The sequence below is a fragment of the Vibrio coralliilyticus genome, from assembly GCF_024449095.1.
Lineage (GTDB): Bacteria > Pseudomonadota > Gammaproteobacteria > Enterobacterales > Vibrionaceae > Vibrio > Vibrio coralliilyticus_A.
Window position 1 is genome coordinate 1,190,268 of the sequence record NZ_CP024627.1, and the last position, 19,749, is coordinate 1,210,016.

Annotated in this window: 21 protein-coding genes; 11 read left to right on the forward strand and 10 right to left on the reverse strand. The window is 45.5% G+C overall.

From position 1 onward, the window contains the following. Both CTT30_RS05425 and CTT30_RS05430 read right to left on the reverse strand, forming a co-directional pair. Positions 1-687 (reverse strand): DNA-3-methyladenine glycosylase I, encoded by a 687-nt coding sequence (locus CTT30_RS05425; protein WP_252036247.1) that lies wholly within the window; start codon positions 685-687, stop codon positions 1-3. A 48-nt stretch (positions 688-735) separates the two neighbouring features. Beyond that, a complete protein-coding gene (locus tag CTT30_RS05430; protein ID WP_252036248.1) occupies positions 736-1,626 on the reverse strand; it encodes a LysR family transcriptional regulator in 891 nt (296 codons plus the stop codon). Between the two features lie 68 nt (positions 1,627-1,694). Here CTT30_RS05430 and CTT30_RS05435 point away from each other — a divergent pair, with 68 nt between their 5' ends. From CTT30_RS05435 to CTT30_RS05445, 3 genes are all read left to right on the forward strand, one after another. After that, a complete protein-coding gene (locus tag CTT30_RS05435) occupies positions 1,695-2,024 on the forward strand; it encodes a putative quinol monooxygenase (RefSeq protein ID WP_239868334.1) in 330 nt (109 codons plus the stop codon). After that, on the forward strand, positions 2,021-2,998 hold the full coding sequence (locus tag CTT30_RS05440; RefSeq protein WP_252036249.1) for a Gfo/Idh/MocA family protein: 978 nt from the start codon (positions 2,021-2,023) through the stop codon (positions 2,996-2,998). The genes CTT30_RS05435 and CTT30_RS05440 overlap by 4 nt, the downstream gene beginning before the upstream one ends. Positions 2,999-3,181: 183 nt before the next feature. After that, positions 3,182-4,360, forward strand: coding sequence for a hypothetical protein (locus CTT30_RS05445; RefSeq protein ID WP_252036251.1), 1,179 nt, complete (start codon positions 3,182-3,184; stop codon positions 4,358-4,360). 62 nt (positions 4,361-4,422) lie between these two features. Here CTT30_RS05445 and CTT30_RS05450 read toward each other — a convergent pair whose 3' ends face one another. Further along, positions 4,423-5,154 (reverse strand): substrate-binding periplasmic protein, encoded by a 732-nt coding sequence (locus tag CTT30_RS05450; RefSeq protein ID WP_252036252.1) that lies wholly within the window; start codon positions 5,152-5,154, stop codon positions 4,423-4,425. Between the two features lie 130 nt (positions 5,155-5,284). Between CTT30_RS05450 and CTT30_RS05455 the strand changes: the two genes are divergently transcribed. Then, the gene (locus tag CTT30_RS05455; protein WP_252036254.1) at positions 5,285-5,746 is read left to right on the forward strand and encodes a carboxymuconolactone decarboxylase family protein; all 462 of its coding nucleotides are present in this window, start codon (positions 5,285-5,287) and stop codon (positions 5,744-5,746) included. A 20-nt stretch (positions 5,747-5,766) separates the two neighbouring features. Beyond that, a complete protein-coding gene (locus tag CTT30_RS05460; protein ID WP_252036255.1) occupies positions 5,767-6,519 on the forward strand; it encodes a helix-turn-helix domain-containing protein in 753 nt (250 codons plus the stop codon). Between the two features lie 12 nt (positions 6,520-6,531). Here CTT30_RS05460 and CTT30_RS05465 read toward each other — a convergent pair whose 3' ends face one another. Next, a complete protein-coding gene (locus CTT30_RS05465) occupies positions 6,532-7,551 on the reverse strand; it encodes a helix-turn-helix domain-containing protein (protein ID WP_252036256.1) in 1,020 nt (339 codons plus the stop codon). A 183-nt stretch (positions 7,552-7,734) separates the two neighbouring features. On the opposite strand from CTT30_RS05465, the gene CTT30_RS05470 reads away from it, so the two are divergent. Next, positions 7,735-8,070: a DUF805 domain-containing protein gene (locus CTT30_RS05470; protein ID WP_252036257.1), complete on the forward strand. Its 336-nt coding sequence runs from the start codon at positions 7,735-7,737 to the stop codon at positions 8,068-8,070. Further along, on the forward strand, positions 8,067-8,546 hold the full coding sequence (locus CTT30_RS05475) for a hypothetical protein (RefSeq protein ID WP_252036259.1): 480 nt from the start codon (positions 8,067-8,069) through the stop codon (positions 8,544-8,546). The genes CTT30_RS05470 and CTT30_RS05475 overlap by 4 nt, the downstream gene beginning before the upstream one ends. A gap of 34 nt (positions 8,547-8,580) precedes the next feature. On the opposite strand, the gene CTT30_RS05480 is transcribed toward CTT30_RS05475, so the two are convergent. Both CTT30_RS05480 and CTT30_RS05485 read right to left on the reverse strand, forming a co-directional pair. Further along, positions 8,581-9,432: a sterol desaturase family protein gene (locus CTT30_RS05480; protein ID WP_252036260.1), complete on the reverse strand. Its 852-nt coding sequence runs from the start codon at positions 9,430-9,432 to the stop codon at positions 8,581-8,583. Positions 9,433-9,451: 19 nt separating this feature from the next. Beyond that, positions 9,452-10,465: a DUF2804 domain-containing protein gene (locus CTT30_RS05485; RefSeq protein ID WP_252036261.1), complete on the reverse strand. Its 1,014-nt coding sequence runs from the start codon at positions 10,463-10,465 to the stop codon at positions 9,452-9,454. A gap of 149 nt (positions 10,466-10,614) precedes the next feature. Here CTT30_RS05485 and CTT30_RS05490 point away from each other — a divergent pair, with 149 nt between their 5' ends. The 3 genes from CTT30_RS05490 (at position 10,615) to CTT30_RS05500 (ending at position 12,887) form a co-directional block, all read left to right on the forward strand. Next, positions 10,615-11,652 carry an AraC family transcriptional regulator gene (locus tag CTT30_RS05490; RefSeq protein WP_252036262.1) on the forward strand — a complete coding sequence of 346 codons (1,038 nt, stop codon included), beginning with the start codon at positions 10,615-10,617 and terminating at the stop codon, positions 11,650-11,652. Positions 11,653-11,739: 87 nt separating this feature from the next. Further along, a complete protein-coding gene (locus CTT30_RS05495) occupies positions 11,740-12,495 on the forward strand; it encodes a substrate-binding periplasmic protein (RefSeq protein WP_252036264.1) in 756 nt (251 codons plus the stop codon). An 83-nt stretch (positions 12,496-12,578) separates the two neighbouring features. Then, a complete protein-coding gene (locus tag CTT30_RS05500) occupies positions 12,579-12,887 on the forward strand; it encodes a hypothetical protein (protein ID WP_252036265.1) in 309 nt (102 codons plus the stop codon). Between the two features lie 85 nt (positions 12,888-12,972). On the opposite strand, the gene CTT30_RS05505 is transcribed toward CTT30_RS05500, so the two are convergent. From CTT30_RS05505 to CTT30_RS05515, 3 genes are read right to left on the reverse strand one after another with little or no spacing between them, the layout of a single operon-like run. Further along, a complete protein-coding gene (locus CTT30_RS05505) occupies positions 12,973-15,780 on the reverse strand; it encodes an Hsp70 family protein (protein ID WP_252036266.1) in 2,808 nt (935 codons plus the stop codon). Between the two features lie 55 nt (positions 15,781-15,835). Further along, positions 15,836-17,770, reverse strand: a complete 1,935-nt coding sequence (locus CTT30_RS05510; RefSeq protein WP_252036267.1) for an Hsp70 family protein — start codon at positions 17,768-17,770, stop codon at positions 15,836-15,838. Then, entirely contained in the window at positions 17,770-18,402 is a 633-nt protein-coding gene (locus tag CTT30_RS05515; RefSeq protein ID WP_252036268.1) for a DUF2760 domain-containing protein, read from the reverse strand. Before CTT30_RS05515 ends, CTT30_RS05510 begins: the two co-directional genes overlap by 1 nt. Before the next feature lie 309 nt (positions 18,403-18,711). On the opposite strand from CTT30_RS05515, the gene CTT30_RS05520 reads away from it, so the two are divergent. Further along, the gene (locus tag CTT30_RS05520) at positions 18,712-19,242 is read left to right on the forward strand and encodes a 3'-5' exonuclease (RefSeq protein WP_239836629.1); all 531 of its coding nucleotides are present in this window, start codon (positions 18,712-18,714) and stop codon (positions 19,240-19,242) included. A gap of 42 nt (positions 19,243-19,284) precedes the next feature. Here CTT30_RS05520 and CTT30_RS05525 read toward each other — a convergent pair whose 3' ends face one another. Beyond that, positions 19,285-19,740 carry a tellurite resistance TerB family protein gene (locus CTT30_RS05525; RefSeq protein WP_239868380.1) on the reverse strand — a complete coding sequence of 152 codons (456 nt, stop codon included), beginning with the start codon at positions 19,738-19,740 and terminating at the stop codon, positions 19,285-19,287. Between the last annotated feature and the right edge of the window lie 9 nt (positions 19,741-19,749).

A 19,749-nucleotide genomic window follows, 5' to 3' on the forward strand; every position in this document is an offset into this window, starting at 1 on the left:
CTAAACACGATTGTCTCCGGTGCTAAACGCAATCGTCTGGCTAATCTGAGTCAGGCTGCGTCCACTTTGTTGTTGCCATTCAGCGAAGGCTTTATTTGCTGCCTCTAAAGAACGTTTAGTGTCTTTACCACCTTCGATGATTTTGCAGTTTCTTAGATAAGCTTCAACGTCACCGGACAAAATAAAGGTATCGACGCCCATTTGGCGAAGACTATAAGGACCAGTATTTCCGCCAAGTCGATGACCTTTGTTCTTCAAAAAAAGCCATAATTCCGTGATGGTCTCGGTGGGCCACTCTGCGACCATTTGCCCGAAAGAACCATGCTCAAGTGACGCTTCATGAATCATTTGCGCATTAGCATAAATGGATTTCACTTTGGCATGGTGGCGAATGATACGTTTATCCGCTGCTTTGTTATCCCATTGCTCTTCAGACAACATCAGTAACGGCTCAATTTTAAAACCGAAGAAAACTTCTTCAAAGTTAGGCCATTTATTACGAACTACACTCCATGAAATCCCGCTTTGGAATACCTTCATACTGAATGCCGATAGCCAGCGATCGTTGGGTATAGCAGCGATCTCTTCTTTACTCAGCGGAGTAGAGAGTAGGGCTTCCAGTTGCTCTTCACCACCTTTTCGTTGTGCCGCTCTCTGATAGATATGTTCAAATTTCTCAACAGTCATACACGTTGCCCTTTTTAAATTTTCCACATCATAACAGCCTGTTAGGCTTTATCTCAATTGACTATGCCGGCAGTTTTTGAGGATGAAATCAGCAAATGTTCGGTTCTTTAGCGACAGGTGTTTATTCTTGTAAAGCAAGTGTATGGGTTTTGGCTCTGGTGCATCCTGCTTGAGTATTTCGACCAGTCTGCCATTCGCTAGATCATCAGCGACTAATATAGCAGGTTGCAGCATCACACCTACACCGGATAGCGCAGCACTGCGCAATACTTCGCCATTGTTCGAGGCTAGTCGAGTCTGTCCGCGTAAGAACGCGCTCCTAGCCAGTTGTGTGGTTAGGTTGGCGCTGCATTCACTGTAACTGAAGCCAAGGCATTGATGCTGGTTAAGTTGAGAGATTGAATGGATGGGGTCGTGAGCACTAAGGTAGCTAGGTGCAGCACAGAAGATGAGTTGATAATCTCCGAGGTAACGTGCGACCAGAGTAGAGTTTTCAAGATTGCCGATCCGTACCATCATGTCTGCGTCAGTAAGGTGTGGGTCAACGAGCTCGTTACTGAGCTCCATTTCGACGTTAATGTTGGGGTTCAATGAGAGAAAATCAGCAATGAGTGGTGCGATGACCTTGTTACCATAAGTGATTGGGCAATTGATTTTTACCGTTCCTTTCGGGCGGTTTTCCAACGTTTGGATTAGATTCTCAGCATTCGCGATGTCCTCAAGAATGCGCAGACATTCCTCGTAGTAGAGTTGACCTGACTCGGTCAATGTTTGTTTTCGAGTAGTTCGATGGATCAATTGCGTCGCCAGATTCCTCTCTAGGTGACTAATGTGTTTGCTGATCATGGTCGGTGAAAGGCCAAAGTGATTCGCTGCCCTGCGAAAACTGCCATGTTCTACGATGTAGGCAAAGACTCTCATACTTGTGAATTTATCCATTGAACACTCAGGGTTTATAAATAATTAACTAAAGCTGAGTTTATCAATTGAATGGAGATAATTACATTATGGAGTCTGAATATGAGTCGAATTCTGAGAGTAAAGAAATGATTTACGTCACGGCCGAATTAAAAATTAAACCTGAAGTGCAGCGCCATGAAGCTCGTATGGCAATCGAACAGTTTTGTAGGGATATGGAGAATGAGCTTGGCTGCTTGGAAGCTAAAGCCACGTATGATCTAGAGGATCCGAGCCGAGTGATTCTTTGGGAAAGGTATCAGGATCGCACAGCGATTGAAGCGCATTTTACTATGTGCCATACAAAGGCGTTTATCGAGATGGGTATGACGGATTTAGTGCAGGTGTTTGAGTCACGAAGTGGAGAGGTGGAACGATGAAATGGGGCATCCTCGGAACCAGTTTTATATCGGGCGTGATGGCGGAAGCGATCAATAATGATGAAGGCAGCGAGTTATATGCAGTAGCAGGGCGTAGCCAAGCACCTTTGGAGGATTTTGTTTCAAACTACAAGCCTGTTAAAACCTATTCAAACTACGATGAAGTGCTAAGTGATGACAAAGTCGATATCGTTTATATTGCACTTCCAAATCATGTTCATCACGAGTATGTCATTAAAGCGGCTCAAAAAAGTAAAGCGATACTTTGTGAGAAGTCGTTATCGGTGGATATGGAGAAAACTCAGCAAGCACTGGAAGTAGTGAAGCAGAGTGGAGTCTTTTTTGCGGAAGGTCTGATGTATCTCAATCATCCTTTAGTGAGCGCGGTTCTTGAAGAGCTAAATCAGGGCACCATAGGCGAAATTCGTTCAATTCAGGCATCGTATATTGCTGCTATCTCACAGTTTACTAATCCGGGCAGTAAAGGTGCTCTGTATAACTTAGGCTGCTATCCAATGTCTCTGCTGCACCTACTCCTTCAATCGCAATTTGGCGATCAGATCTTCGATAGTTACTCGATGCAGGCTTTGGGTCGTTTAGGGCAAGACGGTAATATTTGTGAATCTTCAGTGCTGATTCATTTTAGTGACAGCTTAACCGCTCAAATTCATACTGCTGAAGATCATGGTTTGAAGCACAGCTTCACCATTTTGGGGAGCAAAGGGGCGATCTCGCTCGATTCAAACCCTTGGCTTGCGACACAGAGCAACCAATTCACTGTGGAAGTTTATGAAGCGTCACAACGACAAGTCGAAATAGAGGCAGATGGGGACGGGTTCTTCTACCAAGTGGCGAACATACGCAAAGCAATTGAAGGAGGTAAGAAGGGCTTGAGCAGACCAAGTGCTACCCTTGATGATTCATACCAGATCATGAAGTTGCTCACCGATTGGGAAAAGGCAGCTTATCAATAAGCTCTGGCCTCTTGTCATAGTTAGTTAACCAGCTTGCCGAAGTTCTTCTGCGTCGAATTTACTGAAAATCTGCTATGTGAATATTTAGTTTTCACTTCCTTGGTCGAACTTTATTTATGTAGTCGATGTCCTATCTAGCAAACTTTTCAACTCCATACGTTTATGTTCAATTTGAAACATGCTTTGCTCGTTATAACTGTGTTTGTGTCAGCTGAGGTGTTTGCTAACCCGTCTTTGACTTATCAGTTATCTGTCGATCCTGATGACGCTGATATTGTCATCGTCACTGTAGATACGAGTAATTTAGAGCAAGTAGAGATGATATCTGCTCGCACTTTAACTACCATGGATCAGCCGTCGGTATCATGCGAATCTGGTTTGGGGCGGGTCACAGCTTTAGAGCAATTGAACCCTAAGGAATGCCAACAGGTTCAATGGTCGTTGCGAATGGAGCACACACCTGAGCAAGGTATGGATACCTCACAACAAATTGATAGCAGGAGCATCAATGATGGTTGGTATTTCGTTAGTGAGTGGAATTCCCTGCCGCGTTTCAAAGGGAGTGAAGATATTCGCGTTTGTACTCCTGCTCATAGCTGTCAGTCGATGCCTGACTTATCTGAGCCACCATTGTTTGTTGTTTGGGGCATGGAAAGTACAGAACTAAACATCAATGACAAAAAAGTCACCGTTTTCAGCGATGCGCCTCAAGTGATGCAGCAGGTAGAACAATGGAAGCCAGTATTAAAAACGTCACTCAATTACTTGAATAGCGTATTCTCGAACTCACAGCGACACGATTGGCAAATGGCGTTTTTCAAAAAGGACAGCTCGTCAGGGAGTATAAGTGGAGCTGCTGGTGAAAATATGATCTTGATTAATGCCTGGCTAGAGAAAGGAAAACTCACCCCAGCTTCACTAAAGATGTTACTCAAGATTGCAGCGCATGAGTCAGTGCATGTTTTAGACTCAGCTAGCAGACCAACTTGGGCAGCGGAAAGTTTGGCTGAGTACTACGCGATAAAATCGCTGCAAGCTACGGATTATGCTGCTGAAGAACCGACTCGTTTCTGGGGTAGTTTTGCTAAAAAATTTCCTTTTTCTACAACAGGGCTGATTAAAGCAAACCGCCTCTACAATGAACAAGGAGCAGGGCAATATTATCCGTTGTTTTACTTTAAAGGCTCTGCGTTTTGGTATGAATTGGATTCAGCTTTGAATGGGGTAGGCTCAAGTCTAGATAACTTGATGACTCAATTGAAATTTGAAACTGATGGAAGTTTATCTGCAGAATTTGTTAAGGCCGTGACTGAAAAAATAGGCGATAAGCGATGGCATGAGATCAGTTATCGTTATCTATGAATCTGGTCGGTATATAACTGCAAATGGGAGTTTTTCTCCCATTTGCATCCGTAAGACAAGGACTATTTTTTAAAGTAGTCCGACATAATTTGCTTGCTGTCGATTTTTTTCAGCCCCTCATCAACGATTGCTTTCCACTTTTTACCTGTTTCATCATTACCAAATGCAATGAACAGTTCCTTCTCTTCAAGTAACTTTGAGTTCATTTGCAACTTGTCTTGTGCTGCTTGGAGGCTCTTGTCACTAGTCAGTAAGTAGTTAAGAACATTGCTATCTATAACGGCGAGAGGGATGCGCTGCCCCGAGACTTTTTTCAGGTTTTGGTTATCACTGGTGACCGCTTCAGATTGAAGTGTACCGCTCGCAATCATGCTGTCGAGTTCCTCGGTGTTCACGTACCCACGCACCACCCCGATCTTAACGGATTTTAAGTCTTGTAAACTGCTCCATGAGATGGGATTGGCTTTATTCTCAACAAAACCTAAAGGACCGGTTCCTATGGGGTTAGAAAATATTAGGTCAGAGGCGTCGAAGTAGTATTCTGGGAAGTAGCCAGCATATTTTGCTTGATTCTTCGCGAGATGGACCGCTCTTTCCCAAGGGTAGAATTCGACGTTTAGCTCGTGCCCCATGGCTTCTACAGCGGCTTTTACAACAGCAACGGAGGCTCCTTGAGCGTCTAAGTTTCGCCCTGCATAGGGAGGCCACTCAAGAGATGTAAGAGTAAGAACATCGCCACGTACTGGCGATGTTAGCAAGATCAGGCTAAAAAACATCAATGTCAGGTTGCGCATTAGCTAATTCCTTGTTGTGGAGAGTGTTTTAACAGCATAGACAAGATTGGTGGGTAGGGATGTCGAAAATATTCAATCTTTTGTTTTTTGCTGGGGGTAGGCTACCAATATCAAACAAGGAGATAGACTTATGACACCAAGATTAAATTACTTTAATGCAGCGCCAGAAGGTATCCAAATTTTAATGGGGCAAGAAGAGTATCTTAAAGCTCAATTTGAGCAGCAAAGTACATTGTCGATCACGCTGTGGGAGCTGGTTAAACTTCGCATATCCCAGATCAATCAATGTGCCTTTTGTATCGATATGCACAGTAAAGATGCTCTGAAGCAAGGTGAGTCTCAGCACCGCTTGATCGGGTTGAGTGCATGGCGAGATATGCCTTTGTATAGCGAACAAGAAAAAGTTGCGCTACATTGGGCAGAGAGTATAACGAAGGGTGGTCAGGTAGCGGATGCTGACTATCAAGTGACACTCGATACGTTTGGTGAAAAAGGGCTTGTCGTCCTGACGTTGGCAATCAATGCGATAAACAGCTGGAATCGTATTGTCAAAGCATTCAAGCCAGAAGTGGGCAGCTTTTCAAAAGAGTGAGTATAGCTATTTCTCAGAATATGGATTTTCAAATAGTTAACCCAATTGGGCCACTCGCCGACCATATTCAAGCAATATGGTCGGTCAACGTGTCTCACGAAGGCGAGGTCTGTAAACCTCTCTACTGTGATGGCGGCTCTGGTGTGATGTTTGTTTTACAAGGGATGGTAGGCCTTGAAGGTAAAACCTACACTGAGAGTGCGATGTATCAGCCATACAGCAAAATTACCAAAACCATTACTCTTGCACCAAAAAGCCAGCTTTGTGGTATTCGTTTTCACCCTGGGATGAGCTTTTCGTTTTTGGATCGTTTGGTTGAGACGAATCAAGTGTGCTTTCAAGACACGTTTCCCTTTAAGGGACCAAGTAAGTTGCTTACCCAACTCAAAGAGGCGCCAAGCCACAGTGTTCGTATCGTGCTTTTGATGCGTTGGTGTTTGGGCTTTGTGGCTCAAAGTAATACCACTGATGAGAGAGCGAAACTGATTCAACGAGCTCAGGATGGCAAGATAGGTGAGTGCTTCGGTGAGAGTCAAAGACAGGTGGAACGCAAATTCCAGCACTGGATTGGTATGTCCCCTAAGCACTTTCAACGCCTGCGTCGTGTGCATACATCAATTCAAGCGCTGCGAAATAACCCCGAGTTATCGCTTGCCGACTTAGCCGCTTATCAAGGCTTTTCTGACCAAGCGCATATGACCAGAGAGTTTAAGAGCTTTGCGCGGATCACGCCGGGCAAACTCAGTCGTCGTATCAAGCAAAACAACGCCTAAATTATTCATCCTTCATTTTGATTGCTTCCTGTACTCGCTGGGGCTCATTCCTGCAATGCGATTAAATTCTCGATTGAAGTTAGATTTAGTCTGAAAACCTGAGTTCATCATAATTTGCGTAACAGGCTCATCGGTTTGAATTAGAGCGTTCTGTGCATGACGTATTCGATACTCGTTGACGAGCTTTGATATATTTTTGCCGTGAACCAAATTGACGGCCATTGATATTTGCTTAGCGGGAATACCAAGCTTGCGCGACAAACGAGAAAGCGTCAGTTCTGGATCTAGGTATAAGCACTTTTCTTTGATGGTTTCATCCAGCTGTGATGCGATTTCCTTGGCTTTACATGTTGACATAGCAGGTTGAGCTGTCGGTTCTTTGTGTTCAAATGCCGGTTCTGCTCTGCTGGGTGATGTGTGAATACCTGTAATCACAACCGCCAAAGATAAAATGGGTAAGAGGACAAGGTGTCCGATAGTTAATATATACAGTGTCAGGTTGCCATGGTTATAGGCAAAATCGAGCGATATAAAAGCGTCGATGGAAGCGGAAAACATGAGCATCCAACCCGCTATCACTCTTGCGTGCTTCACTCTTTCCCAACTGCCCAGCGAGACATTCACTAGCAGTTCTTGAGCAGAAGAGGTTCTCATCAAAGCGATGCCATAAAACAAGTAAATAACCGTCAGTAATTCATCGAGCGGAGGCTGCCAAAACGTTTGGGTAAGGAGAAATAGTACGACAATCAATGGAAGCACAGCATGCTTGTATATCGAGCTTAGAGCTGTGTTATGAGTACGTGTGAATGCATACCATGCTGCGATTGGAATGATAGACGCTAAGATAGGTTGAGCGAACAAAAGAAGAGGTGCCTGATATGTCCATCTAAGCCCTACAACAGCGGTCGTCAAGGCACAGAGAAGTAAGAAACCGCAAGCAAACTTTGATTGATCACGATTATTTGAATAGAGGCTGACAGCCAGTAGCCCTAAAAGCAATGAGACAACAAAAGGGACAGGAATCGCGAGCATAGTTTGTCCTGGATTGAAAAAGTGATAGATAAACTCGTCATAGCATAACGATATGAAACTGAATTAGAAGCTCAGACTAGACTAAAACGGGTATCAGAACGTCCTAAAACCCGTTTTAGGACGCATCGTTTCTCTTTTCATGAGCAAAATACACTCTCATTTTACAATCTAGAGAGAACAAAGATGCACTTCTATTGGTTAGCTTGGAAACGAGGATTGGACTTTTCGGGTCACTCATCAAGGCAAGAGTTTTGGGTGTTTATGTTGGTTCATGTAGTGGTGAGTTTGGTATTTATTGCTGTGGACGTTAGCTTGTCTTTATCTTCGTTTGACGTGTTGTATAGCATCGCCAGCTTTATTCCTATCATCGCTTTGGTATCAAGGCGGATGCATGATATTGGCAAGTCGGGCTATTGGGGGCTAGTGTTTTTTATCCCCGCCCTAGGCCCATTCTGGTTGACGTACCTACTTGTTCAGCATGGCATTGTGCCTGAAAGCCATGGAGGACAATGCTCATGAAGTGGATAGTATGGCTACTACTTGTTTTTGTTTCTGAATCCATGGCGGGGTTTGACCCTCATATTTATCCTGAAAAGGTACTGGGTATTTTTGAGGTCGATGATACGGCATCTGGTGAATTGCTTTGGCTTCGAGGTCGTGTGGGAGAAGGCAATTACACTTGGGTGAATCGACATGGCCATCATTGCACGATGAAAATACCAGTTGCAGTAGGGCAAAGAGGAGAATCAGGCCTAGGAATTGGTTTGGCCGAGGGAATAAAAATCGTGGTGAGAAGTCAAGCGTTGAATAAGGCTTTGATTCAGGGCGAGCGAGTCAGCAGTCAAGACTGGCAATTTTCAGCACTTGGCCAAAGCAAGGATGTTGATGGTTGGATTGTTGATGGTATCGGCCCAGAGGAAGAGTTTGTCCTCAATTCCAGAAAACGTTGGATTTCTTGGTTGTTAGGCAAGACAAGAAATAAATTTTGCCGGTAGTGTTTGGGAAGCCTACCTGTAAGGCTTAGGGGGCTCATTGATCTTTGGGTGGGGAAAATAAAGCCTTTAGTTTGTGGGCTATCGATGTCTTACTCTTGAAGACATCTTGGTATAGGTTTCCCCACTCTTGAAAGGTCACGATCAAAGGATTGAAGCTGTTTACTGGCTTTGTGACACCGTAGCGGACGGTCTCTACTTCGGGTTCGAAGGTGCCAAACAATTTGTCCCAGATAATCAATACGCCCGCATAGTTTTTATCTATGTACTGAGGGTTTCTTCCGTGATGAACTCTGTGATGGGAAGGAGTGTTAAAAATAGACTCTAAGGGGCCAAGCGAGCGTATCCATTGCGTATGGACGAAGAACTGCAAACCTAAGTTCAGTAGTACGGCGAAAATAACCCATTTAGGCTCGAATCCGATGATCACCAGAGGCACCCAAAATAACCACATCCCAGCGAAAGGGTACATCAAGCTCTGGCGAAAGGCGGTACTGAAGTTCATACGTTCAGAGCTGTGATGAGCGACATGTGCTGCCCACATCCAGCGAGTACGATGACTGGCTCGATGGAACCAGTAGTAAAAGAAATCTTGCAGAACGAGCAGTATCACAAAGCTGGTCACTCCCATTTCAATCTCTAATAGACGCCAGCCAAATAACCACTGATATAGTTGAATGATCAAAAGCCCAGTTAATAGATCTGCGAGTTGGTGCATGCCTGCAAGGGTAAAGTTACACAGAACTTCAGGGAGTATATAGGAGGAGCTTCTAGGTAGCTTACCGCGTTTTTGTCCGATGAAGTATTCGGCCAACATTAAACCAATAAATAAGGGGGCTAACAGTATCAGCAGCCATTCTGGGTGCTCGATAAGAGTTCTGAAGTCCATAAGTGAAGCTCCGAGAGAGTTACCAACGAGCGAAATGATCTTCGGTTAACCCAAGTTGTTGATCTAGCGTGTGACGGATACCATTTCCATCCTCAATAAAACCAGAAAAGCGGCCAATAAACTGACGAAAATTACTTTGTAGCAGCCAAAGATTAAGCTTTTCGCTTCTTCTGTTGATTGGTGTGAAGGTGAGATCAACTCGACTATCATCCGAGAAAATATGCCAATTTCTCTGAGAGGATTGACGATCAAAACGAAAGTGGACGGCTCCTAGCAAATGTCGTGAACCGTTGAGCCATAAGGCATTCTCATGGCTACCGGTCTCGTTTACACCGGCGGCCAAATTGAGGCCTAGTGTGCCATCCTTAGTCTTGCCATTAATACTTGCCCATCGCCAACTGGTTTCTCGCCTCATGAAACCAGCGGAAAAATCGTAGCCGCCTAACGCGCCCGAAAGGTCGATAGTGTCACCACCAATTTCAATGTTTCCTGTCACGGTCAGCGCGTTGTGCTTTTGGGTGTAAGTCCAGCCGTTATAGCCTGTCGGTGTGCAGAGCGAGAGCGGTAAGCTATGGCGTAATGGCTCCAGTGACACATCAAGGTGTAGAAAATCAGTATCGGCTTTCATGCGCCATCTAGGATGTTCGATATTAAATATCAGGCGCTTTGCAGCAATGGTCGTCTTACCGCGGTACGGAGATGCAGCCATTTGTTTATCGATACATAACGGCCTTAGCCAGCTCTTTTCTATCAGTGTGTCGGTTTCCATATCGTAGACGTAGCAAAATGCGGAACCCACATAGCGGATATCGGCAATAGCGATACCGATGACATAGCTAGACGTTGATATACTTGCGAATTGAAACTGCTTGTAATGAAAGTACTTTTTCATCTTACCGACTTTACGGTCCATATTGTTTCGATAATCAAAATGGGTGATCCCCAGCTGCTTGGGTACGCCATCAAAGTGGCCGAAATAAGGCTTCCCATTAGATTGAATTAGGCACTCTGGAGCCGCTTGACTCAGTAACATAATGTATTCACAAGTTGATAACATTTCCGTTAGTTTTACGTGCTTTGGTTTATTTTGACAGGTCATTTTCGGTCAGAAAACGAATAAACATCACGATTAAGAGAGCTAAACTTGGTTACTCTAAACAGTAACTGGAAATGGGAGCTGATATGGAAGTGATCGCGGAGTATTTACCCACTGAACATCGTTATCAGTTAGGGGTACTTGATGTCTCTTTGTTGCTTACCATTTTAGAGAAATACGGCTTAGACTCGCAGAGTTTATTACGACAAACGGGCCTTGATGATTTAGATTGGCAGCAGCCCCAGAGCCATATCAGTTACTCGGACAAGCTTCTGCTATTTCGCTCTGCTCAGCAGTGCTACCCCTCTATCGGCTTAGGTTTATTACTGGGTGGAAAAGCCACACTCAGTCACTTTGGTATATTGGGTTATGCCATTATGAGCAGTCAAACCGTCTCTGAAGCAATAAAAGCTGGATTTAAGTATTTGAATCTAAATGGCCCTATCTTCTCGGTCAGAGTATTACGGGGCGATAACACAGCTTCGATTGAGATCGAAAATGACTTAAATATTGGTGAGTTATTGCCTTTTTGTACAGAGTACTTTTTTAGCTCACTTTTATCGTTATTTGCTGAACTGACGGGGCAACAACTCAAGGCCAGAAAGCTTGAGCTCCCGTTCGCACCACCAGTGTACGCAGAAGAGTATGTGCAGCGCTTTCAATGTGAAGTTAACTTTGAACAGCCACGGTTCGCATTGACTTTTGACGCTCATGTATTGGATTGGCGATTGACTTCCCATAATGCTGATCTGCTCGGAATTTACCTCCATTCTTGTGAGTCTGTCATCGCATTATTTCAGTCTCCAATGCGACTGAGTAATCAGATTAAAGCACATCTTTACCAAAGTGCTGGAGTATTCCCTTCATTTGATGACGTCGCCCAGCTACACGCTTGTTCAACCCGGACGTTACGAAGGCAGCTAAACCAAGAAGGAACCAGCTATCAGTCTCTGCTTGATGAAGTCCGTTTTGAATTGTCCAAAGAGTTTTTGTTGCGCACAAACTTGACGGTTGATGACATCGCTTTTCGTCTTGGTTATAGCGATAGCGCGAATTTTAGGCGAAGTTTTAAACGCTGGTCAGGCAAAGCACCTAGTGCTCTAAGAACACTGCGATCTTTCTAAAATCTATACTGCTTATCGGATATGAGTATTAGGGCTACACTTACAATTGGTGTTACTGATAGTTGTGTTGTTATGAAGTGCTTTTGGGTGAGTTTTTTACTTCTTTTACTCTATTCATTCCCGTCTTTTTCTGACGATAAGGTGGTTAAGTTTGCGGTGGGAGATTGGGAGCCATATACCAGCTCTCTGTCTGATCCTGAGCTAAAAATATCGGAAACATTGGTACGAAGGGCATTTGAAGTTCGAGGCTATACCGTAGAACTCGAATACTACCCATGGGTGAGATCTTATCAGTATGCGATAAGAGGTAAATTTGATGGTACTTTCCCTTGGATGAAAAATGAGGATAGGGTGAAAGAGTTTATCTTTTCAGAGCCCTTCTTTAGTCAACGGGTTCAGTTCTTTTACCACTCTGATACGCTATTTTCTTGGCAGGAAGTGGCCGATCTTCATAAGTATCAAATAGGTGCGACTCAAGGGTATCAAGCAACCCATGTGATGCAGAAACTTGGTGTTAAAGTAGAGATAAATAACTCTGAAGAAACTAATTTTCAGAAAATGGCTAAGGGACGACTTGATGCTTATCCAACGGGTGTTGAACGCGGTTTGTATCTCATAAAACACTATGTGCCTAAAGAGCTAAGACAACACATTAAATTGGATACTAAACCTTTACTTGAAGATGATATGTTTGTGATTTTCAGCCGATTTGATAGTGAACGCAGTCAAGTATTGGTCAAAGAATTTAACGCAGGTTTACAGCATTTGATGGAAACCGGCGAGTACAGTGAAATCATGCAATCGGAAGCCGCTTTTTTACAAAATATACAGAACGACGATTAGTTCACTAAGTGGATGTAGGCTAGCGCTGGAGGTTCGGAATGTTCTATTCGCTCACAACCTGTAATGTGGCAGGGGCGTAACATATGAGAAAGCATAACAAGATAATTCTGTTGACTGTATTGGCCCCTGTTAATGCGTTTGCCGCGATTAATATGGCCGAAGTTAACGCTTATGCTTATGAAGGACTTGCAGAAATCTGTGCCAACTCTAGGCATATTATTGGTTCTGAATTAAAAGAAATAAAAATTATCTATCTGAAAAAGAAGCGTTCTAGGCAGGCTTTATTCCCAGCTGATCCAAATTTTGCTCACTACGCGGCTAAGCAACTGTGGGACATTGGAGTCAGTGATAACCCGTCATATGACGAGTGTGTGGCTTTACTTCGTAAATAGTGTGGCTTTATCTGTCCAATATACAATACGACAGTTTCAATGGCCTATCTGCTCTCGATGTTTCTAGCAGATAGGCCACTGACATTTAGCTATTGACCAGTGTTAGGCCACTCGGCAGTGCATCACCAAAGACTCGCTTCGATTCGCTCTCAGACAGCTCTTTGACTTCTTCAACCAGTGATAACCAAGACTCAGGCACTTTGCTTTGCTTCAGCTTAGTGAGAACTTGTTCACGGTAGTCGTCAGAAATATCGAATAGGCGGTCACCCGTCTTACGACAAATCATTACTGCTGCGAAAGCGATCATTGGCTCTTTGTGCCAGTTTTGTTCCAATAGCTTAGGCAACCACTGTTCAGCTTGCTCGCGAGGTATAACACTATGTTGGCTACCATAAAGAGGTGTTCGTGAAGCGAGTCGCCCTAGAGCCCACCAGTGCGCTTGCTCGAACTGATTATGATTAATCGCTTTACTCATAAACCAGCTTGCGAGTAGCACTTTGTCTTCGACTTCTAACTGCTCCAAGGAGGCCGCAAGGCGTACCATGGACTCGTAACCCATTTCTTGTGCCGCTTTGGCTGATTGTGGGTTTTTCATTGCACCCGGATGAAGGTATTTAGCCATGTCCGCCAAGATGGTTTCTTGCTGCTCTTGGCTAAGACCACCTGCAACACGACGCCAAAAGACCCACCAATCCGTCCAACCTTGGTGGTTTTTAAACTGGATACCTTGCTGATAAAGCCCCCATACCTGCTCGATACGCCATGAATCCGTAGCGTCACCGAACCCTGGTCTTAAAGAGAAGCCAGCTAAACGCAGCCAGTTTTTCTCGTGTGGTTCAGAGCGGCGGCGACGCTTTCGACCTTGAGCAAACGTATCAAACAGTTGGCGTAGAGTGGTGAAGTCCCATTCGTCGCGCTTGCCAAGTTTCTTTTCTAGATCTTTAGCTAGGGTTTTTATCTCTTTACCATCAGCGCTTTTCTTATTGCCACTGTAAAGTCGACCGATCAGTTCTTTACACTCATTCAGACGAGGGTGAAGTTCAACCTGATCCTCTTCTTCGGCCTGCTTGTTGCGAACTTCAAACTCTAACTGCCAGCGCTTGTTGTCGTCTTCTGCACTGACGCATTCCATTTTCAGTGTGCCGACTTCAGTCAACTGACACGCCAGTTGCACTTCAACACGCTCTTTTTGGTTGGCGTGCAGCTCGGCCCCTTCGCCTTCAAGGGTGGTGATGTAAGGTGGCAGAGGAGCAAACAAATCTGGGTCAACATCAACCATTACGCCGTTTTGAATGGCGGTGTTTTGGCTTAATGTATCGTGAGTCGATGTCAAAAGGTTAAAGCGTACTGGCTCACCAAGCGTTAACGAAAAGCGACGTCCACTGAGGCGAATTTCGTTGCCTTCTTCTGTCCCTTTCGCCAGCAAGCAAAGCGCTTTACCCATCTTGTTCTTTTCTTGCAGGTGCAAAAAGTAAGAACGTGCGGCACCACCACCGATCTTGAGTTGTGCCCCGCGACGCGCTTTACCAAATGCAACAGCACCGAGGGCCACAGACCAATCTGGGTGTGGGTTATCCAGCACGGTGACAGGATCTCCGCGCCAATCAGAAAGCAACGTGGTGACACGCTCTGTGACCAATTCACTGTTGAATACACCACCATTAAGCAGTATTCCAACGGGGATAGCATTTTGTTTGTCATCTTCAATGCCAAGCGCGGCGCGAGAGACCTGTTGATGCTGAGTTAAAAATTCGGCGACGTGCTTACTCACTGCCGGGTCAGCAACGTAGGGAAGACCAAACTCGACCACTGCGCTGCGGCGTTTATCTGGAACTTCACTGAAATCAGAACGCGGGAAGAAGCCATCCAAAGCAATTTGGTGCACTTCTTGTTTGCTCAGCCCAATGCTCTTTGTTCCGCCCAGCAGTTTCGAGCCGCTGCCCAGCATGGTGATTTTTACTTCTTCTGGGGCACTCGCTGACAGCAAATCTTCTTTTGCTTTACGAGTTTGCTGAATCAGTTTAGTTAGGCTCGCAGCAGTGAGTTTTTTACTTTGATTGAAGCGGCTTTCTGCAAGGTGCGCTAATGCTAAGTCGAGGTTATCACCACCGAGCATCAGGTGTTCACCCACGCCAATGCGATCCAGTGCCAGTTCATCATTGTGGTACTTTGCTTCGATTAAACTCAAATCGGTGGTACCGCCGCCCACATCACAAACTAGGATCAGTGGTAGCTCTTTTAACTCATCGGCTGCAGTTTGCTGGTGGCGAGCGTACCAATCGTAACAGACCGCTTGTGGCTCTTCGAGCAAGACGATTTTGTTTAAACCTGCCAGCTCAGCGGCTTCAAGCGTGAGCTTACGAGCGGTTTCATCGAACGAGGCAGGAACCGTCACAACCACATCTTGGTCTTCTAGCTTGTTGCTAGGATGACGGTAGTTCCATGCTTGGCGAATGTGGTTGAGGTAGCTTGCGCTGGCAATCACGGGGGAGACTTTATCCACGTCTTGCGCACCAGCCCAAGGAAGAATGTCTGAACTACGATCCACTGCTTGGTGCGATAGCCAGCTTTTTGCACTGGAGACCTGACGCCCTTCTACCTTCGCACCTAATTCACGAGCCCATTCACCCACGATCACATGACTAATGTCGCCGGAAACGGGTTCGTTTTCCCATGGGAGTGTTATGTCAGCAGGGGAGATTTGACCAACCGCAGGATGGTAACGGAAAGAGGGCAGTAATGGTTTACGAACCACTTCACCCGGACCAATCAATTGGTCGATGTCGAATAGGGATACTTCGGATTGTTCAAGGTTGTCGGTGATTTCACAATACGCCACCACAGTGTTTGTGGTGCCAAGGTCAATACCAACAAGAAAACGAGGAGATGCCATACAAACCTTCGTGTATTTAAAAACGGCACCCGATTGGATGCCGTTTGATTTCTATTTATTCTTCTTCGTTTGAGTCGCTTTTCGCGTCTTCGCGCACATCGAACTCAACATGCCACTTTTGACCGTTATCAGCGGCAATGGCTTCTAAGTAAAGCGTACCCAGCTCTGTGACGCGAGAAGCTAGAGTTACTGGAACCACTTCACCTTCACGACGACCTTCAGATACAGGTAGCGTTACTTGAATTTCTGGAAGCTCTTCAAGCTCTTCTGGTGCCCAGTAGTCTAGGTGAGTACCTGCTAGGTCATCACGACGAACGGTTGAGCCGAAGAATTGGAAGTTAACTGGCTGACCGATGATCAAACCAAACTCTTGGCTTGGTACGTCAACACTTGAGCCTTCTTCCATACCAAATGGTGCGACACAAAGTGCTTCCATTGGAGGCGCCATGCCCGGAATCGCTGGCATCGCACTTTCGATACCCACGTAGTAAGCCGAAGCAATACCACCGCGGATACGAACGCCTTGTCCACGACGCACAGAGCCGTAGTAAGCCGCACCGCTAGCAACTGCAAGGTCTAGATCCACACCTGTTAGGCGTTTTGCCATGTCAGTATCTGCTTCAATTAGCCATTCGTTGATCGTGTCTTCTAGACGAGTTGCTAGAAGTTTCGATTTCAGAACACCACCGTTGAATAGGATTGCGGTGGGCTTGATGAAGTCAGCTGATTGCTCTGTATCAGCACCTGGCATACCCGGCATGTTAGCGAATGGGTTGAAATCTTGAGTTGCTTCTGTGCCACCATTTCCTGAAGTAGAAAGGGCATTAGCTTGTTTAGACAGGAACGCAGCGATGTGACGAGTAATGCCTGCATCTTGTGCGTAAGGTAGCCCCATTTGCGTTAGTGCACCACGGTTACGTTGAACAGGGTGGTCCGTAATCGCAACTTGAGGGAAGAAACCGTCAACCAGTGTTTGCTGTACTTCTTCTTGAGTCAGTTCTGTTTTCAACGTTGCGCCAAGCAGTTTAGAACCGCGGCTTGGTACTACGATTGGCACTGACTGCAGCTCGCTGTCGTTCAATAGTGCTTCTTTCGCGTCACGACATGCGTGCGTCATTGCCTGAACTTGCCATGGCTGTAGCTCTTTGCCTTCTTGCGCTAGCTTCATCTTCAAGCGGTACGCAAGTGCGAGGTCCATGTTGTCACCGCCAAGTAGGATGTGTTCACCTACCGCGATACGGTTCAGAGTTAGGTTACCGCCGTCTTCAGTGACTTCCACCAAAGAAAGGTCAGTGGTACCACCACCGATATCGACCACAAGTACGATGTCGCCAACTTCAACTTGGTCGCGCCATTTGTCGTTGCTGTTATCGATCCAGTTGTAAAGCGCAGCTTGTGGCTCTTCTAGAAGCGTTAGGTGCACAAAACCAATGTTGCGTGCTGCTTCTGCAGTGAGATCGCGAGCTGCAGGATCAAAAGAAGCAGGAACCGTAATAGTCACGTCTTGATCGGCAAGGTTGTGATTTGGATTCGCGTGATTCCAAGCGTCTTTTAGGTGCTCTAGGTAAAGTTCTGTCGCGCGAAGAGGGGATACTTTTTCCACTTCTTCTGGGCTACCCGCTGGCAGGAAAGCATCACGACGGTTCACACCTGAGTGACAAAGCCAAGATTTGGCACTGGCAACAAGACGAATTGGTGTTTTAGAGCCTAGGTTACGTGCAATAGCACCAACCAGCGCTTTTGGCTCGCTCGACCACGGAAGAACGCGTGATTGCGGGTTCATTTCGTGCTCATGTGGTTGGTATAGAAAAGAGCCTAATTGGCTGCGAGTCTCTACTGTACCGGGCGCAGTGAGCTGTGGAATCGGCATCACTTCAACTTGCGCATCTTCATTGTGCGTGTCGATAAAAGACATCACACAGTGTGTTGTGCCTAAGTCGATACCAACACTGAATTTAGGCGTGTCAGTCGCTGTGTTGTGGTGTTCCATTACAGCTCCACCTCGGCAGGTGCAATAATAGAAGCGTCGTAGTTTTCAGCAAGTTTCGGTAGATTCATTTCACGTGCTTTCCAGCCTTTATGAATTAAGGTGCCATTAAAAGGTGCACTTCCTGTCACATTACCGGTTAGGCGAATCTCCTGCGAGTTAAAGCCGTCTTCAATCGTAATACGAGTGTCTTCATCTTCATTACGGATATGCTCAAGCGAAACGTAATCGTTCAGCACTTTCTGCCCCCCCGTGTGGATAACTCGAGCGGCCGCGCCGACTTCTTCATCAGAGAATGAGGTTAGGTCTTCTTTTAGGAAGTCAATCAGACGAGCTTCTTGTTGCATGATAGAAAGTAGCTGCATAGCAGAGTCTGTTGAAGCGGTTGCAAGTTTTGATTCAACTTCTACAACACGCTCTACGACTTTCTCTACTTCGACTACTTTTTCTACTTCAACGATCTTCTCAACTGGCTTCTCAACTTCGACGACTTTCTCAACGGGCTTTTCAACCACTTTCTCGACGACTTTAGATTTGCGTGATACCGCAATCAGAAGTAAAAGGACGCTTGATGCCGTTAGGCCAGCGTGCAGCATATCGAACGTTTGAGGGATCATTTGTAAATCGAACGTCATGACATTTCTCTTAATTGATGGAAGAAATAGCAGTCACACCTGAGTGCTATTGTCGTAATTATTGGGTTAAATTGGGGCAAATATTATCACATTCAAGTCAACAGGCCTTCAGAAAAGAGGCAGTAACAGGCCTGATTGATTTGTTTTTAGGCATTTTGAGTCACACTATAGGTAAGTTGACCAAAATTAGGTGGTGAGTTCGACACAAGATTGCGGAAGAACTGCGCAACCAACTCGGTGTGATTCGAGTTTTAGCTTCAACTGAGGTAGAATTCGGCGCTTTATCAGAAAACAAAACATAGGCGAGCAATGAACCATAACCGTATAGTTTGTTTCGATTTGGAAATGTGCTGTTGGAATGAAAACGGTGTCGGTACTACTGGTGAAATCATCGAAGTCGGACTGGCGGAAATTGATCTTGTCAAAGGCGAGATCGTCAAACGTGCTCAGTACTATGTGAAACCAGAACAAGATGAAGTGTCCCTGTTTTGTTCTCAACTAACGGGTATTACGCCGCGTAAAATTGAGAAACAGGGTCGCCCGCTCGAAGAAGTGCTCAAGTCGATGATCAAAAACTTCGGCGGCGCGAATAAAATTTACGCCTCATGGGGTAGAGACGATCTGATCTTAGCGCAAGAATGTCAGGATAAAGGCATTGAAATGCCGTTTAAAGAGTTCATTAACTTAGCTACTCTGTATCGCATCCAGCATCGCCTTAAAGATAAACGCATTGGCCACAAGGCCGCTCAGGAAGCGCAAAATATTGACTGGGAAGGACGACAGCACTCTGGATACGTTGACGCCTATAATCTCGCTAAATTAGCGTTAACCATGCTTTAGTGGCGGAAAGTTGGCCTTAGGCTGTCGTCATGGTGGCTTAGGTTAGCCGTTATTATTCTCAATCACCTGCAATTTGGCGCGAATAAACTCGCTGTGATCGACATAGAGCAATTCTGCGGCTTTGCGAATAACAGCATCTTCAAGTGGATCAATGTTTCCGTCAGCGTGCGCAACTTCCCACATCGCTTTAATAAGGTCAAACCGAGTATTCTGACTGAGTTCTCTTAACTGTGAAGTAAAGTCATACAAAGAGGCAGACTCTTTACTTTTTATCGCAGCACGTTCGAGGAGAGAAGACGCTTCAGGTTGACTGATATTTAGAAGACGAGTGAGCAATTGACACTTGGCCTCAGTCTCGGCGCCAATGATTTGGTGATCAGCACCGGAGACTTCGCAGAGCAAACAGGCGATGGCAAGATTTGGGTCTGTCTCTACGTGTTTTCCGAGATCTTGACCGTCGATAAGTTGTTTAAATAGAGTTGTGATGGAATTCAGCATGTGACGCGC

What these genes read in the sequence shown, in the direction of transcription:
- CTT30_RS05425 (WP_252036247.1), bottom strand. Translation starts at nt 687, where the DNA reads ATGACTGTTGAGAAATTTGAACATATCTATCAGAGAGCGGCACAACGA.
- CTT30_RS05430 (WP_252036248.1), bottom strand. Translation starts at nt 1,626, where the DNA reads ATGGATAAATTCACAAGTATGAGAGTCTTTGCCTACATCGTAGAACAT.
- CTT30_RS05435 (WP_239868334.1), top strand. Translation starts at nt 1,695, where the DNA reads ATGGAGTCTGAATATGAGTCGAATTCTGAGAGTAAAGAAATGATTTAC.
- CTT30_RS05440 (WP_252036249.1), top strand. Translation starts at nt 2,021, where the DNA reads ATGAAATGGGGCATCCTCGGAACCAGTTTTATATCGGGCGTGATGGCG.
- CTT30_RS05450 (WP_252036252.1), bottom strand. Translation starts at nt 5,154, where the DNA reads ATGCGCAACCTGACATTGATGTTTTTTAGCCTGATCTTGCTAACATCG.
- CTT30_RS05455 (WP_252036254.1), top strand. Translation starts at nt 5,285, where the DNA reads ATGACACCAAGATTAAATTACTTTAATGCAGCGCCAGAAGGTATCCAA.
- CTT30_RS05460 (WP_252036255.1), top strand. Translation starts at nt 5,767, where the DNA reads ATGGATTTTCAAATAGTTAACCCAATTGGGCCACTCGCCGACCATATT.
- CTT30_RS05465 (WP_252036256.1), bottom strand. Translation starts at nt 7,551, where the DNA reads ATGCTCGCGATTCCTGTCCCTTTTGTTGTCTCATTGCTTTTAGGGCTA.
- CTT30_RS05470 (WP_252036257.1), top strand. Translation starts at nt 7,735, where the DNA reads ATGCACTTCTATTGGTTAGCTTGGAAACGAGGATTGGACTTTTCGGGT.
- CTT30_RS05475 (WP_252036259.1), top strand. Translation starts at nt 8,067, where the DNA reads ATGAAGTGGATAGTATGGCTACTACTTGTTTTTGTTTCTGAATCCATG.
- CTT30_RS05480 (WP_252036260.1), bottom strand. Translation starts at nt 9,432, where the DNA reads ATGGACTTCAGAACTCTTATCGAGCACCCAGAATGGCTGCTGATACTG.
- CTT30_RS05485 (WP_252036261.1), bottom strand. Translation starts at nt 10,465, where the DNA reads ATGTTACTGAGTCAAGCGGCTCCAGAGTGCCTAATTCAATCTAATGGG.
- CTT30_RS05490 (WP_252036262.1), top strand. Translation starts at nt 10,615, where the DNA reads ATGGAAGTGATCGCGGAGTATTTACCCACTGAACATCGTTATCAGTTA.
- CTT30_RS05500 (WP_252036265.1), top strand. Translation starts at nt 12,579, where the DNA reads ATGAGAAAGCATAACAAGATAATTCTGTTGACTGTATTGGCCCCTGTT.
- CTT30_RS05505 (WP_252036266.1), bottom strand. Translation starts at nt 15,780, where the DNA reads ATGGCATCTCCTCGTTTTCTTGTTGGTATTGACCTTGGCACCACAAAC.
- CTT30_RS05510 (WP_252036267.1), bottom strand. Translation starts at nt 17,770, where the DNA reads ATGGAACACCACAACACAGCGACTGACACGCCTAAATTCAGTGTTGGT.
- CTT30_RS05515 (WP_252036268.1), bottom strand. Translation starts at nt 18,402, where the DNA reads ATGACGTTCGATTTACAAATGATCCCTCAAACGTTCGATATGCTGCAC.
- CTT30_RS05520 (WP_239836629.1), top strand. Translation starts at nt 18,712, where the DNA reads ATGAACCATAACCGTATAGTTTGTTTCGATTTGGAAATGTGCTGTTGG.
- CTT30_RS05525 (WP_239868380.1), bottom strand. Translation starts at nt 19,740, where the DNA reads ATGCTGAATTCCATCACAACTCTATTTAAACAACTTATCGACGGTCAA.